At 64.5% G+C, this 15,299-nt stretch carries 14 protein-coding genes; 11 read left to right on the forward strand and 3 right to left on the reverse strand.

The annotated features are described in order from the left end of the window. The first annotated feature begins 185 nt into the window (after positions 1–185). From kdpF to IT540_RS04505, 8 genes are read left to right on the forward strand one after another with little or no spacing between them, the layout of a single operon-like run. Entirely contained in the window at positions 186–275 is a 90-nt protein-coding gene (gene kdpF / locus IT540_RS04470) for a K(+)-transporting ATPase subunit F (protein ID WP_291173871.1), read from the forward strand. Positions 276–287: 12 nt separating this feature from the next. Then, positions 288–1,991, forward strand: coding sequence for a potassium-transporting ATPase subunit KdpA (gene kdpA, locus IT540_RS04475; protein ID WP_291173874.1), 1,704 nt, complete (start codon positions 288–290; stop codon positions 1,989–1,991). A gap of 26 nt (positions 1,992–2,017) precedes the next feature. Further along, positions 2,018–2,218 (forward strand): hypothetical protein, encoded by a 201-nt coding sequence (locus IT540_RS04480; RefSeq protein WP_291173877.1) that lies wholly within the window; start codon positions 2,018–2,020, stop codon positions 2,216–2,218. After that, positions 2,215–4,281, forward strand: a complete 2,067-nt coding sequence (gene kdpB, locus IT540_RS04485; protein ID WP_291173880.1) for a potassium-transporting ATPase subunit KdpB — start codon at positions 2,215–2,217, stop codon at positions 4,279–4,281. The genes IT540_RS04480 and kdpB overlap by 4 nt, the downstream gene beginning before the upstream one ends. A gap of 11 nt (positions 4,282–4,292) precedes the next feature. Then, entirely contained in the window at positions 4,293–4,862 is a 570-nt protein-coding gene (gene kdpC / locus IT540_RS04490; RefSeq protein ID WP_291173883.1) for a potassium-transporting ATPase subunit KdpC, read from the forward strand. A gap of 36 nt (positions 4,863–4,898) precedes the next feature. Continuing rightward, positions 4,899–7,622, forward strand: a complete 2,724-nt coding sequence (locus IT540_RS04495; protein WP_291173885.1) for a sensor histidine kinase KdpD — start codon at positions 4,899–4,901, stop codon at positions 7,620–7,622. Next, positions 7,619–8,308, forward strand: coding sequence for a response regulator transcription factor (locus IT540_RS04500; protein WP_291173888.1), 690 nt, complete (start codon positions 7,619–7,621; stop codon positions 8,306–8,308). The genes IT540_RS04495 and IT540_RS04500 overlap by 4 nt, the downstream gene beginning before the upstream one ends. 30 nt (positions 8,309–8,338) lie before the next feature. Then, positions 8,339–8,782, forward strand: a complete 444-nt coding sequence (locus IT540_RS04505; RefSeq protein WP_291173891.1) for a PTS sugar transporter subunit IIA — start codon at positions 8,339–8,341, stop codon at positions 8,780–8,782. 495 nt (positions 8,783–9,277) lie between these two features. Here IT540_RS04505 and IT540_RS04510 read toward each other — a convergent pair whose 3' ends face one another. Further along, entirely contained in the window at positions 9,278–9,502 is a 225-nt protein-coding gene (locus IT540_RS04510) for a hypothetical protein (protein WP_291173893.1), read from the reverse strand. Between the two features lie 508 nt (positions 9,503–10,010). Between IT540_RS04510 and IT540_RS04515 the strand changes: the two genes are divergently transcribed. The 3 genes from IT540_RS04515 to IT540_RS04520 all read left to right on the forward strand — a co-directional run bounded on the left by IT540_RS04515 (position 10,011) and on the right by IT540_RS04520 (position 11,271). Continuing rightward, positions 10,011–10,535, forward strand: coding sequence for a hypothetical protein (locus tag IT540_RS04515; RefSeq protein WP_291173896.1), 525 nt, complete (start codon positions 10,011–10,013; stop codon positions 10,533–10,535). Positions 10,536–10,792: 257 nt separating this feature from the next. Further along, complete coding sequence (locus IT540_RS20815; RefSeq protein ID WP_366029223.1) at positions 10,793–10,915, forward strand: hypothetical protein; 123 nt, start codon at positions 10,793–10,795, stop codon at positions 10,913–10,915. Beyond that, positions 10,912–11,271 carry a bile acid:sodium symporter gene (locus IT540_RS04520; protein WP_366029225.1) on the forward strand — a complete coding sequence of 120 codons (360 nt, stop codon included), beginning with the start codon at positions 10,912–10,914 and terminating at the stop codon, positions 11,269–11,271. Before IT540_RS20815 ends, IT540_RS04520 begins: the two co-directional genes overlap by 4 nt. Before the next feature lie 19 nt (positions 11,272–11,290). On the opposite strand, the gene IT540_RS04525 is transcribed toward IT540_RS04520, so the two are convergent. Continuing rightward, the gene (locus tag IT540_RS04525; RefSeq protein WP_291173899.1) at positions 11,291–11,443 is read right to left on the reverse strand and encodes a hypothetical protein; all 153 of its coding nucleotides are present in this window, start codon (positions 11,441–11,443) and stop codon (positions 11,291–11,293) included. 142 nt (positions 11,444–11,585) lie between these two features. Beyond that, on the reverse strand, positions 11,586–15,038 hold the full coding sequence (gene pyc, locus IT540_RS04530; RefSeq protein ID WP_291173902.1) for a pyruvate carboxylase: 3,453 nt from the start codon (positions 15,036–15,038) through the stop codon (positions 11,586–11,588). Between the last annotated feature and the right edge of the window lie 261 nt (positions 15,039–15,299).

Here is a 15,299-nt window from a genome sequence, read left to right on the forward strand (position 1 = left end):
ATTTTATATGCGGTTCCACCCTAGTTCAGCGCACGGCGGTCGCGGCTTCGCGGCAAGCGATCCGCGGTCCTCCCTGCCAAGGAGCGTGTCATGCTGGATTTCATCCTGATTGCAACCGCGATCGGCTTCTTCGCCGTGTCGGTTGCTTATGCCTACGGCTGCGATCGCCTTTGAGGAGCATCCCCATGCTTGTCGACTACGTGCTTGGAGGCGCGGTGACCGCGCTTCTGCTCGCTTACCTCGTCTATGCCCTGCTCAGGCCCGAGCGGTTCTAAGAGGCGCCTCCAATGACACTCAACGGCTGGTTACAGATCGCACTTTACTGTGTGCTCGTGCTCGCGCTCGTGAAGCCGCTCGGCTGGTACATGACGCGCGTGTTCAACGGTGAGCGGACGATCCTGTCGCCCATCCTCGGCCCGATCGAGCGCGGGCTCTACCGCATCTCCGGCACGAGCGAGACGGACGAGCAGCATTGGACGACCTACACGGTCGCCATGCTGCTGTTCAGTCTCGCGAGCTTCGTGGCGCTCTATGCGCTGCAGCGCGTCCAGGGCGTGCTGCCGTTCAATCCGTCCGAGCTGGCCGGCGTGCCGCCCGTGCTTGCCTTCAATACCGCCGTCAGCTTCGTAACCAACACCAATTGGCAGAACTACGGCGGCGAGAGCACCATGTCCTATTTGACACAGATGGCTGGGCTTTCTGTGCAGAACTTTGTCTCGGCCGCCACGGGCATCGCCATTGCCATCGCGCTGATCCGCGCATTCTCGCGCAAATCCGTCAAGACGCTCGGCAATTTCTGGGTCGACATGGTTCGATCGACGCTCTACGTGCTGCTGCCGATCTGCGTCGTCGGCACGCTCGTTCTGGTCTGGCAGGGCGTCCCGCAGAACCTCGACGCCTACACGGCCGCGACCACGCTTGAGGGTGCCCAGCAGACCATCGCGCAAGGCCCCGTCGCCTCGCAGATGATGATCAAGCACCTCGGCACCAACGGCGGCGGATTCTTCAACGCCAACGCGGCGCATCCGTTCGAGAGCCCAACGGCGCTGACCAACCTGATCCACATGATCGCGATCTTCGCCATCGGCGCGGCGTTGACCAACGTGTTCGGCCGCATGGTCGGCAATCAGAGGCAAGGCTGGGCGATCTTCGCCGCCATGGCCACCCTGTTCCTGGCGGGCGTCGTGGTCTGCTACTGGGCCGAAGCCACCGGCAATCCGCTGGTCCATGCGCTCGGCGTCGAGGGTGGAAACCTGGAGGGCAAGGAAACGCGCTTCGGCATCGCCGTGTCGGCCTTGTTCGCGGTCATCACCACCGCCGCGTCCTGCGGTGCGGTCATCGCCATGCACGACAGCTTCACCGCGCTCGGCGGCATGGTGCCTCTCGTCAACATGATGCTGGGCGAGATCGTCATCGGCGGCGTCGGCGCCGGTCTCTACGGCATGCTGCTGTTCGTCGTGGTGTCGATCTTCGTCGCCGGCCTGATGGTCGGCCGCACGCCGGAGTATCTCGGCAAGAAGATCGAGGCCAAGGAGGTCAAGATGGCCATGCTGGCCCTCTTGGTCCTGCCGCTCTCCATGCTCGGCTTCACCGCTGTGGCGGTGGTGCTCGAGACCGGCGTGGCCTCGATGGCGAATGCAGGTCCGCACGGCTTCTCGGAGGCGCTCTATGCCTATGTCTCCGGGACGGCCAACAACGGATCGGCCTTCGGCGGCCTGACCGGCAACACGCCCTGGTACAATATAACCATCGGTCTCGCGATGTTGATCGGCCGCTTCCTGATGATCGTGCCGGTCCTGGCGATGGCAGGCTCGCTGGTGGAGAAGAAGACGGTTCCCGAGTCCGCCGGCACCTTCCCGACCACCGGTCCGCTCTTCGTCGGCTTGTTGATCGGCGTCGTGCTGATCATGGGCGGCCTCGAGTTCTTCCCGGCGCTCGCGCTCGGGCCGATCGTCGAGCATCTGGCGATGATCCAGGGCCAGACGTTCTGACCGCCATGACCCACAGGATGCCCCAAATGCATACCGTCAAGCTGTCCCGCGCCAGGTTTCGCCTGCCGCGGACGACCAACAAGCCGCCGCGCGTGTCGAGCCTCATCCTCGGCCTGACGCTGATCCTGATCATTGCGGCGCTGGCGTCCACGATCGCTCACTCGTTCGCGGCCACGTCGTCTGATTGCGGCGCTGTGGCAAGACCTTCCTGCTGGAGCTACTCATGAGCCAGTCCAAATCCGCGAGCCTGATGGATTCGCGCATCCTCCTTCCGGCCTTGCTCGGGGCTTTCACGAAGCTCGATCCGCGGGCCCTTGCCAAGAACCCGGTCATCTTTGTCGTTGCGGTGGTGTCGCTGCTGACGACGGTGCTGTTCCTGCGCGATCTGGCGATCGGTGGTGCCGATCTGGGCTTCTCGTTCCAGATCGTCCTTTGGCTCTGGTTCACGGTGCTGTTTGCCAACTTTGCCGAGGCGGTCGCGGAAGGGCGCGGCAAGGCGCAGGCAGACTCGCTGCGCAAGACGCGCACCGAGACCCAGGCCAAGCTGCTCACCGACGACGGCGGGAGCTTCAGGCTGGTGCCCGGCACCAGCCTTAAGGTCGGCAATGTCGTGCTGGTCGAGGCCGGCGACATCATCCCATCGGACGGTGAGGTGATCGAAGGCATTGCCTCTGTCAATGAGGCGGCGATCACGGGTGAGTCTGCGCCGGTCATCCGCGAATCCGGCGGCGACCGCTCGGCCGTCACCGGCGGCACGCAGGTGCTTTCGGACTGGATTCGCGTGCGCATCACGGCCGCGGCCGGCTCCACGTTCCTCGACCGCATGATCAGGCTCGTGGAAGGTGCCGAGCGGCAGAAGACGCCGAACGAGATCGCGCTCAACATCCTGCTCGCCGGCATGACTATCATCTTCGTGTTCGCGACGGTGACCATCCCGAGCTTTGCGAGCTATGCGGGCGGCTCCATTCCCATCATTGTGCTGGTGGCCCTCTTTGTCACGCTCATCCCGACCACCATCGGCGCGCTCCTGTCGGCGATCGGCATCGCCGGCATGGACCGCCTGGTGCGTTTCAACGTGCTCGCCATGTCGGGCCGCGCCGTGGAGGCGGCGGGCGATGTCGACACGCTGCTGCTCGACAAGACGGGCACCATCACGCTTGGCAACCGGCAAGCGACGGAGCTGCGCCCCATCCGCGGCGTCACCGAGCAGGAGCTGGCGGACGCCGCCCAGCTTGCCTCGCTCGCTGACGAGACGCCCGAGGGCCGCTCTGTCGTCGTGCTGGCCAAGGACAAGTACGGCATCCGCGCCCGCGACATGGCGAGCCTTAACGCCACCTTCGTGCCCTTCACGGCCCAGAACCGCATGAGCGGCGTCGACTTCGACGGCTCGTCGATCCGCAAGGGCGCCGTGGATGCTGTGCTGAAGCACATCGACGGCGCCGCGTCCTCCGCCGGCGCGCATCCGAGCGGCGAGGCCACGCGCGAGCTGCAGGCCATCGCCGACGAGATTGCCAAGGCCGGCGGCACGCCGCTCGCGGTGGCGCGCGACGGACGCCTGCTCGGCGTCATTCACCTCAAGGACGTCGTCAAGGGCGGCATCAAGGATCGCTTCGCCGAGTTGCGCCGCATGGGCATCCGCACGGTGATGATCACCGGCGACAACCCGATGACGGCCGCTGCCATCGCGGCGGAGGCGGGCGTCGACGACTTCCTGGCCCAGGCGACGCCCGAGAACAAGCTGTCGCTGATCCGCGAGGAGCAGGCGAAGGGCAAGCTGGTCGCCATGTGCGGCGACGGCACCAACGACGCACCGGCGCTGGCGCAGGCAGATGTCGGCGTCGCCATGAACACCGGCACGGTGGCGGCACGCGAGGCGGGCAACATGGTCGATCTCGATTCCGATCCCACCAAGCTCATCGAGATCGTGGAGATCGGCAAGCAGCTGCTCATGACGCGCGGCGCCCTGACGACGTTCTCCATCGCCAACGACATCGCGAAGTATTTTGCCATTATCCCGGCGATGTTCCTCGCCTTCTATCCGCAGCTCGGGGCGCTCAACGTCATGGATCTCGCGACGCCTGAGAGCGCCATCCTGTCGGCGATCATCTTCAACGCCCTGATCATCGTGGCGCTCATTCCGCTGTCGCTCAGGGGCGTCAAGTACCGGGCCATCGGCGCGGGTGCGCTGCTCTCCCGCAACCTCCTCATCTACGGCGTCGGCGGCATCATCGTGCCGTTCGTCGGTATCAAGGCGATCGACCTCGCCATCACCGCGCTCGGCCTCGCATAAGGACGCATGTCATGCTCAAAGAACTGAAACCCGCGATCGTGCTGCTCGTCGCGCTGACGATCATCACCGGTCTCTTTTACCCCCTGGCCATGACAGGCATCGCGCAGGCGCTGTTCCCCCGCCAGGCCGGTGGCTCGTTGATCGAGCAGAACGGCAAGGTCATCGGCTCGGAGCTGATCGGGCAGGCGTTTGCGAGCGAGCGCTATTTTCCCGGACGCCCGTCGGCGGCGGGCGACGGCTACAACGCCGCAAGCTCCAGCGGCTCCAATCTCGGTCCCACCAATCCGAAGCTGATCCAGCGTATCAAGGAGAGCACCGAGGCTCTGAAGGCCGAGAATCCGGGGGCGCCCGTGCCGATGGACTTGGTCACGGCGTCGGGAAGCGGCCTCGATCCGCACGTCTCGCCGGAGGCTGCAGCGTTCCAGGTGCCGCGGGTCGCGAAGGCCCGTGGACTCTCCGAGCAGGACGTGCGTCACCTCGTCGAGGGGCATACGGAGGGCCGACTGCTCGGCATCCTTGGCGAGCCGCGCGTCAACGTTCTTGCCCTTAACCTTGCCCTGGATGCGCTTGCCACCCGATGATGGCGGGTTTTCCTCGGCCGCACTACATAGTGGCTCATGCCGGACCCTGACCACGCTTTCAACGAACGTCCCTCGCCGGAGGCCTTGCTGGAGGCCGCCCGGCGCGAGGAAAGCCGCGTCGGCAAGCTCAGGATCTTCGTCGGCGCGGCGCCCGGCGTGGGCAAGACCTACGAGATGCTGCGCACGGCCCGCGCGCGACGCAAGGATGGGTACGATATTGTCATCGGCGTGGTCGAGACGCATGGGCGCAAGGAGACACAGGCCCTGCTGCGTGGGCTCGAGATCCTCCCGCGGCGGTGCATCGACTACCGGGGGCAGACGCTCGAGGAGATGGACCTCGATGCCATCCTGGCGCGACGACCACAGATCGTGCTGGTCGACGAGCTGGCACATACCAACGCACCGGGCAGCCGCCATCCCAAACGCTACCTCGACGTCGAGGAGATCCTCAGCCACGGCATCGACGTCTATACGACGGTCAACATCCAGCACCTCGAAAGCCTGAACGACGTCGTGGCGCAGATCACGCGCGTGCGCGTGCGCGAGACCGTTCCGGACGCTGTCTTCGACAGAGCGGATGCGGTGGAACTCGTGGACCTCACGCCTGGCGATCTCATCGAGCGCCTGAAGGCGGGCAAGGTCTACATCCCGGAGCAGGCCGCGCGCGCGCTCGAGCACTTCTTCTCGCCCGCCAACCTGACCGCGCTGCGCGAGCTTGCGCTACGCCGCACGGCCGAGCGCGTCGACGATCAGCTCCTCACCGAGATGCAGGCGCGCGCCATTCCTGGACCTTGGGCCGCGGGCGAGCGCATTCTGGTTTGCGTCACCGAAGGCCCGCGGGCCGCAGGGCTCGTACGTTATGCCAAGCGCGTGGCGGATCGCCTGCGCGCGCCATGGACGGCTCTTTCCATCGAAACGCGGCGCAGCCTCCGGCTCAGCGACGAGGACCACGACCGCATTTCCGATACCCTGCGGCTGGCCGAGCGGATGGGCGGCGAGGCCATCACGGTGCCGGGCGGCTCGCGGCACGTGGCCGAGGATATCATTGCATTCGCGCGGGCGAACAACGTGACGCAGATCATCGTCGGGAAGTCAGAGCGGCCGCGCTGGCACGAGATCTTCAACGGCTCGGTCGTCCACGAACTCCTGCGGCGGGCGGGGAACATCCGCGTGCAGGTCATCTGCGGAGAGGGCGAGCCCGGAGACCCGATCGGCCGCAAGACGGTGCGCGCGGCTGCGGCGCAGCCTTCATTCGATCCGCTGCCCTACGTCGTCTCGCTGCTCGCCATCGGTGCGGCGCTGGCGATCAGCTGGCATCTCTTCCCCTGGCTCGGCGTCGAGAGTGTCGACCTCGTTTTCCTGACCGCGATCGTCGGCATCGCGGTGCGCTACGGATTGTTGCCCTCGCTGGTCGCGAGCGTGGCCGGCTCGCTGTGCTACAACTTCTTCTTCCTGCCGCCGCTGTACACCTTCACCATCACGGCCGGCACCAACGTGGCGGCTTTCGTCTCGTTCGCCATCGTCGCGGTGATCGTGTCGAACGTAGCGGGGCGCATGCGGAGCCAGGCGGTGATCGCTGTCAATCGCGCCCGAACGACCGAATCCCTCTATGCCTTCAGCCGCAAGCTGGCCAGTGCCGTCAGCCTGGACGACGTGCTGTGGGCCGCCGCCTATCAAATCGCCTCCATGCTCAAGGCGCGTGTCGTGCTGCTCCTACCGGAGGGCGAGGCTATAGCCGTGCGCGCCGGCTATCCGCCCGAGGATACGCTCGATGCCTCGGATCTCGCTGCGGCGACCTGGGCGTGGAATAACGATCGGGCCGCGGGCCGGGGCGCCGACACGCTGCCTGGCGCCCAGCGTCTCTTTCTTCCCATGCGGACCGGCCGCGGTCCCGTCGGCGTCGTCGGCATTGACAGCGACAAGCCGGGGCCGCTGCTCACGCCCGATCAGCGACGCCTGTTCGATGCGCTGATCGATCAGGCCGCGCTCGCCATCGAACGCGTGCATCTGGTCGAGGATGTCGATCGCGCGGCCCGCACCATGGAGACCGAACGGCTGCGCTCGGCGCTTCTGACGTCGATCTCCCACGACCTCAAGACGCCGCTGGCCGCCGTGCTGGGCTCGGCGAGCGCGTTGCGCGACCTGTCGTCCAATCTCGACGACGCGCAGAAGGCGGATCTGATAGGAACCATCATCGACGAGGCCGAGCGGCTGAACCGCTTCATCGCCAACCTTCTGGACATGACGAAGCTCGAGTCGGGCGCCATCGTGCCCAACATGTCCCTGCACGACCTCGGCGAGATCGTCGGCAGCACGCTGCGGCGTGCGTCGCGCATTCTTGCCCGCCATGAGATCCGAGTCGACCTGGCGCCGGATCTGCCGATGGTCCGCGTGGACGCCGTTCTCTTCGAGCAGGTCCTCTTCAATCTCCTCGACAACGCGGCCAAGTACGCCCCGGAGGGAACGGCCATCAGCATCGAGAGCCGACTGGACGGTGACACAATCCGGCTGCGGGTTCTCGACGAGGGCGACGGCATTCCCACCTCCGACCTCGAGTCCATCTTCGACAAGTTCTACCGGGCTCAGAAAGGCGACCGCGTGCGCGCGGGCACGGGACTGGGCCTCGCCATCTCACGAGGGTTCATCGAGGCCATGCAGGGAGCCATCGTTGCGGCAAACCGGGACGATGGGAAAGGCGCCGTCTTCACCGTCAGAATGCCCGTTCCGGCGGGCGTCGAGCACCTGGATACGGCCGCATGACCTCCCAACCGCTCAAGGTCCTGGTCATCGACGATGACCCTCCGATCCGCAAGCTCCTGCGGATGGGGCTCACCACGCAGGGCTACGACATCCTCGATGCGACCAACGGCAAGATAGGGCTCGAGCTCCTGAGTCAGGAGCCAGATCTCATCATTCTCGACCTCGGCTTGCCGGACGTGAACGGCCTCGACCTCCTGGCCAAAATACGCGAGCGGAACGAGCGCGTCCCCATCGTTGTCCTCTCAAGTCGCGATGACGAAACCGCAAAAGTGCGCGCCCTCGATCATGGCGCGGACGACTACGTGACGAAGCCGTTCGGCATGGAGGAGCTTCTGGCCCGCATGCGCGCGGCCGTCCGCCATCAGCTCCAGGTGCAGGGCGAGCGACCCGTGTTCCGCGTGGGGGATCTCTCCGTCGATCTCGTGCGGCGCATCGTGAAGGTTGGCGAGAAGGACGTGAAGCTTTCACCGAAGGAATACGACCTCCTGCGCCTTCTCGTGCAGCACGCCGGAAAAGTGCTGACGCACAAGTTCCTCCTCGACGCGCTTTGGGACGAGACCACCGATACGCAGTACCTGCGCGTCTACATGCGCCAGCTCAGGCGCAAGATCGAGGTGGACCCCGAACGCCCCAAATACCTTCTCACCGAGACCGGCATCGGCTATCGGCTGCAGGCGCCGGAATAGCCTGGCTGACGCCGGCGATCAGGAGCGACAATGGAAATCCGAGACTTCCTAAAAGAGGAGGATGTCGCGATCGACTTCCGCGCCGCGGACAAGAGCTCGCTCCTCAGGGCGCTCGCCATCTGCGCCGGAGCCGCGGTGCGATTGCCGGCCGACGCGATCGCAGACGCGCTGGAGCAGCGGGACGACCTCGGATCGACGGGCATCGGCGGCGGCGTCTGCATCCCGCATGCGCGATTCCGCGAGATCCGGAAGCCTTTCGGAGTGTTTGTACGGCTCGAGCATCCCATCGACTACGACGCGATCGACGGCGAGCCGGTCGATCTCGCCTTCCTGCTGCTGCTGCCGGCGTCCTCGCAGCTCGACCAGCTCAATGCGCTCGCCGCAGTCGCGCGCAAGCTGCGCGCCCCGGAGACGCTGCGACGCCTGCGAGAGGCCGACGACGAGGCTGCCTTCTATAAGGCGATAGCCGGGTGAAAGCGCAGCGGCCGCGATGCCTATACGGTTCCACCTCGAATATCGGATGGGTGCGAACGCGGAGACACCCTTTGGTTGGCGCCTCATCGACATCGACGGCAATGGAACGATTGACTCCAAGGATAGCGAAGCGCCTGGCCCGGCGGCACGCAGGCCTTCGACGCGGCTGCGCGGTTGGTTACCCCGCTGCCCTGAGGCGTCTGCGAGCTTTGGGCTCTAGCCTCAGAGGGTATTGCAAAACAAGGGCACGCAAGCTCTTCCGCGGCTCCTAGAAGACAGTATCCGCTTCGGGTCATTGCTCCAGGCCATGGTACGGGACGGTGCGGACTGCTGTCCAAGACCGAATTTTGGGTTGTGTCGTGCGGCATCCGCCCAGAGGACGTATCGGTGGCGCAAGCGATGAAGTCGGAAGGCCACACTTGCTGGCCCTGCTCGAGTGGCCCAGCGCACAACCAGTGGGTGATTATGCGAAGTCAATTTTACGTCGGCGCGGTATCATTTGGGCGGCCAGCGGGCGACATGAGCGGCGATCACCTGCATGAGCGCGTCGCCGTCCTGGAACGTGGAGCCTATCAGCGGAACTTTCTGTTCCGGATTGTCACGATGCACCAGCGTCATCGCATAACAGAAGCCCTCCCCGTATTTGTTGACATCAATCTCCGCATCATTCACCGCCCAGTCTCTCCACGCGCCTTCGACGACGCGATCGCCCACCGGCACGAAAGGTCCGTGGCATTGGCGACCACTTTTAACGCGGTTCTGGGCGCCAGATCTCCCGCAGCCTTCAGAGTGCGGCGCACCCTGCGATGTTCATAGTGCCGCGTGCCGAACAGGATGCCGACGACGACCACGAGGCCGAACAGCGCCTCCCCGAGCGCCTGGCCCGTCGTGATCGTATCGCCTGACCTCGCTCTGCTCGTTGATACGTTTCGCTGCAGGCGCTGTCAGCCTGTGGAAGGCATAGCAGATGCCGAAAACGACAAGCGCAACCGTCAGCCAAAATAGAACCGGCACGGCCAGATCTGCGTTCATGGTACCCCCCGGCGGCGTGAGGAGAGCGAATTGCCAACATCTTCTCTCGGTGAACTGCTACCCGTTCTCGGTCGACCTAGGCGGTGTGCAATCAATCTCAAGTGCGCAAATCCTCCGGCGTCACTCGGAGCTTTACAAGCATGAAGCCTAGCCGCTACCTACGGCAAAGCTATCCTCATCCGAGCCCTTAAAGGCCATGCGCGCAAGTGTTCTTCTCGTGATTGCTGGACTCCTATGCGTCGCGGGCTACTTGCTGACGCTTGATCATGGCCCCGAGACTGTTGAACCTGGACGCAAGAATGTTGAACATGCCGCGCCCGCCGACGACGCAGAGACCAAGCCTCAGCTTTATTGCATCTTCTTTGGCTATGGACGGCAACCTCGGCTGGAATTTCTGTTCAACGTCGACCGCGACGACCGCCTCCGTTTCCGGCAGCTGTACCTTATCGAGATCAATGGCTCCCAACGTTCCGTCGACGCGAAGCAACCCCCGTTTCCCGAATGGACGTTCGACACCACCGATAATCCCTCTCGATTGCGATCAGAGATAAAGGTGTTCGACAATACGGCTGCCGGATTCCATATGGAGACTATCACCATTGAGATTTACGGCTATCAACCGGAGACAGCCGCTCGCCAGGAGTTCGAGGCCGGTCTGAAAAATATTCACTATCAGAACCTGCCGGGCCAATGCACGAATGTCCAGGTTCGACGGCATTGACGTGCGCTCCTCTGACGGACCAACCACAAGCTTCCTGCACCGGTACGCTGAAGCCTCAGGAGCCCAGCTTCGGGACTGCACTTGCACGACCCTTATTGGGAGAGGTGCGGAAGAAGTTTGAAGGAACCGCGCGAACTGGAAAAGAGCCTGGCGGCCTTCGTGCGCGACTGTGATGCCCGTTGCGCGGGCGGGCCCGGCCCCGATTGCGTTATCTTGGAAGACCTTTCCCGGCCAAAGGCGCGGAAAGGGTGCTGCTCATGAACCTTGATTCCGTCCGCGAGGCGTTGGAGCGGAATCAGGTCGCCATCTACTTCATCGCTGTCGTCGCAGCCGCCGGCTTGGCGGCGGCCTGGCGGGAAGCAGCGCGCTGGAGCCGTTGATCAATCCCGCGTTGGCTGTGATGCTGTTCGTGACCTTCCTCCAAGTGCCGCTTTCCCATCTTAGCCGGGCCTTCACGGACACGAGGTTCCTGTCAGCGTTGATGGTCGGCAACTTTGTAGCCATCCCACTTCTTGTTGCCGGGCTGCTGGTGGCACGGGCGTTCTCGCTTCCAACAGCGCAGCGGCGGGCGATTGCCTTCAGCACGGCAACGCGTAACTCGCTAGTCATCCTGCCGCTTGCGCTGGCTGTTCTAGGCGCAATTCCCATTGTTCCGGCGGTGATTGTCACGCAGACGCTGGTGGAACTCTTGAGCGAGCTTGTTTATGTGCGGGTGATGCCGCGGTTTAGGGCTTAACTGCGCGACCTTGCCGACTTCAGACCATGCCCGCGAGGAAGGCGTTGACGGTTTCTGAAAGCGGATAAATCTTCTCCACCATGCAGACGATGGCGGTGCCCTCTCGGAGGAGGAAGCCATGAGCACGGCCTCCACGGCCGAGAGCGATGCGCCCCGTCTCCGAGACGGTCACAGGGTTCTGCCCCGATGGTGGATTAGATTTCGCTAGCCGCCGCTCTGACCTTGCCGATCCTGACACCATAGAAAATATTCAAATCTGCCGATGCCGATTGGCCCCGCCGTGTCGGTGACGGCCACCGGCTTGCTCAAGCCTGTCAGTTCCCAAATTGGGCAAAGACAACAAGCAAATCTTTGGCGTCGATCTGGTCCCCGGCTTTCACCAGCAGCTCGGCGATCTCTCCGTCACGCTCGGCATGCATCACGGTCTCCATCTTCATCGCCTCGATGGACAGAAGCACGTCGCCAGCCGTCACCTTCTGTCCGGCTGCGACCGCGACGGTGGAGACGACGCCCGGCATCGGCGCGCCGACGTGGGATGCATTGCCGGCCTCGGCCTTGCGCCGGGCCTTTGCCGCAGACGCGCCATGCGCCCGGTCGGGAACCTTGATGCGACGCGGCTGGCCGTTAAGCTCGAAGAAGACTGTGACCTGACCCCTCTCGTCGGCCTCGCCGACGGCGAGGCAGCGGATGACCAGCGTTTTGCCGCGCTCGATGTCGACGAGAATCTCCTCTTGCGGCTGCATGCCGTAGAAAAAGGGGGGCGTCGGCAGGACGCTGAGCGGGCCGTATTCGCCCTGCGCAGCGACAAAATCGCAGAACACTTTCGGATACATGAGGTAGGAAGCGAACTCGGCATCGGACAGCTTTCGTCCCAGCTTCGCTTCCACTTCCAAGCGGTCCTGGTCGAGATCGGCCAGCGCAAGGAGAGAGCCTGGGCGAACCGTGATCGGGGCCTCTCCCTTCAGCGCTTTCATCTGGAGCCCCGTTGGCCAGCCACCCGGCAGCTGGCCGAGATCGCCCCTGAGCATGGAGACGACGGAATCCGGGAAAGCGATGTCGCGATCCGGGTTCTCGACGTCGGCGACCGTCAGGTCCTGGCTGACCATCATCAGCGCCATGTCGCCCACCACCTTTGAGGACGGCGTCACTTTCACGATGTCGCCGAACATCAGGTTGGCATCGTGATAGGCGCGCGCCAATTCGTGCCAGCGGGTCTCTAACCCCAGCGAGCGGGCCTGTTCCTTCAAATTGGTGAACTGGCCGCCCGGCATCTCGTGCAGCCAGACCTCCGAGGCCGGTCCCTTCTGATCGCTCTCGAAAGCGGCATACTGGTTGCGCACCGCCTCCCAGTAGGACGATATGCGCCTGATCCATTCGGGGTCGAGGCCAGGGTCGCGCTCTCCACCGCGCAATGCCTCGACCAACGAGCCGAGACAGGGCTGCGAGGTGCCGCCCGACATGGCGTCCATCGCAGCATCCACGGCATCAACGCCAGCCTCGACGGCCGCCATCACGGTTGCCGCCGAGATTCCGCTCGTGTCGTGAGTGTGAAAATGGATAGGCAAGCCGATCTCCTCGCGCAGCGCCGAGAACAGCACCTTGGCAGCCGCTGGCTTTAGCAGGCCGGCCATATCCTTGACCGCGACGATGTGCGCTCCGGCGGCCTCCAGTTCCTTCGCCAGCCCGACGTAGTATTTGAGATCGTATTTCGAGCGGGCAGGGTCGAGGATGTCGCCCGTGTAGCAGATCGCCGCCTCGCAAAGCCTGCCTTCCTCGACCACGGTATCCATGGCCACACGCATGTTCTCGACCCAGTTCAGACAGTCGAAAACGCGGAACAGGTCGATACCGCCCGCGGCAGCCTGGCGCACGAAATAGCGAACCACGTTGTCCGGATAATTGGTGTAGCCGACACCGTTCGCTCCGCGCAGCAGCATCTGGAGCAGGATGTTCGGTGCTGCCTCGCGCACCTTGCTAAGCCGTTCCCATGGATCTTCGGTCAGGAAGCGCATGGAGACGTCGAAGGTCGCCCCGCCCCAGCACTCGAGCGAGAACAGGCCTGGCAGAGCACGCGCGTAGACGCCGGCAATCCCTGAAATGTCGAAGGTCCGCATGCGCGTGGCCAAGAGTGATTGGTGACCGTCGCGCATGGTGGTGTCGGTGAGGAGAACCCGGGTCTGGTCCCGCATCCATCGCGCGAATCCCTTCGGTCCCAGCGCGTCGAGCCGCTGCTTCGTGCCGTCGGGGATATCGCCATCAATATAGGGCGCGATCGGAGTCGCAGCATGCGCGTTCGGCCTGGCGCGGCTGCGCGTCTCCGGATGGCCGTTGACGGTGACATCGGCGAGATAGGTGAGAAGCTTGGTCGCCCGATCCTGGCGCTTGACCTGGGAGAACAGCTCCGGGGTCGTGTCGATGAAGCGCGTGGTGTAGGAATTGTCGCGGAACCTCGGGTGGCCGATGACGGCCTCGAGGAAGGTGAGGTTGGTGGCCACACCGCGAATACGGAACTCGCGCAGCGCCCGGTCCATGCGGCTGATCGCTTCCTCGGGCGTCGCGCCAGACGCCGTGACCTTGACCAGCAGCGGATCGTAGTAGCGCGTAATGATGGCGCCCGAATAGGCTGTGCCGCCGTCGAGGCGGATGCCGAAACCGGCTGCCGAGCGATAGCCCGTGATGCGGCCGTAATCCGGCACGAAGCTCTGCTCGGGATCTTCGGTGGTGATGCGGCACTGGAGCGCGTGGCCGTGGAGCCTGATATTGCCTTGAGCCGGCACACCGGACCGGAGGTCTCCGATCCTTTCGCCTTCGAGAAGCCTGATCTGCGCCTTGACGATGTCGATACCCGTCACCTCCTCGGTGACGGTATGCTCGACCTGGATGCGCGGATTGACCTCGATGAAGTAGAAGGCGCCAGTGTCGGCGTCCATCAGGAACTCGACTGTGCCAGCCCCGACATAATCCGTGGCTTCGGCGATTTTCAATGCATAGCCGCAGAGTTGCTCACGCTTCTCCTCGTCAAGATAAGGCGCGGGTGCGCGCTCGACCACTTTTTGGTTGCGGCGCTGGATCGAGCAGTCGCGCTCGAAAAGATGGACGGAATTGCCGTGGGTGTCTCCTAACACCTGAACCTCGACATGGCGCGCGCGCTCGACCAGCTTTTCCAGATAGACCTCGTCCTTGCCGAAGGCGGCTTTGGCCTCGCGCTTGCCTTCCATGACCTCGCGGGCGAGGTCGGCTTCCGCGCGGATGGCGCGCATACCGCGCCCGCCGCCGCCCCAGGATGCCTTGAGCATGACCGGATAGCCGATCCCAGCGGCGAGCCGCTTGATCTCGGCGGGATCATCCGGCAACGGATCGGTGGCGGGCACCACGGGCACGCCGACCTCCACGGCCAGGTGGCGGGCCGCCACCTTGTTGCCCAGCCGGCGCATCGTCTCCGGCTTGGGCCCGATGAAGATGATGCCTGCCTTCGCACAGGCCTCGGCGAATTCCGGGCTTTCGGAGAGCAGGCCGTAGCCGGGATGGATGGCGTCGGCGCCGGCGAGGCGGGCGACGCGGATATGCTCCTCGATCTGCAGATAGGCTTCGACGGGGCCGCGCCCGACGCCGATCAGATAGGCTTCGTCGGCCTTGAAGCGATGGAGGGCGAGCTTGTCCTCCTCGGCATAGACGGCCACGGTCCTGATGCCGAGCTCATTGGCCGCGCGCATCACGCGGATGGCGATTTCGCTGCGATTGGCGACGAGAAGTTTCTTGATGGGCATGAACAATCCGAGCGGGTTGCGCGTTTGGCCGGACCCTAGGCCACCGCGCCATGGCGGCAAGCTATGGCACATATGGCCGGCGCTTATGCCGGCCGGTCCGGCGCGCCGGGCCGAAGGCCCGCGCCATGGTCAGCCGCGGCTCAGCACGCCGGCAAGATGCGACATGTCATAGCCGGCATGCGCCGCCGCCGCGATGATGTCGCCGGCGGGCATGGCGCCGGCCTGGCTCAGCGCCCACAACGTGGTCGAGCGCGTGCCGGA

The sequence above is a fragment of the Hyphomicrobium sp. genome (genome assembly GCF_020852195.1).
GTDB lineage: Bacteria > Pseudomonadota > Alphaproteobacteria > Rhizobiales > Hyphomicrobiaceae > Hyphomicrobium_C.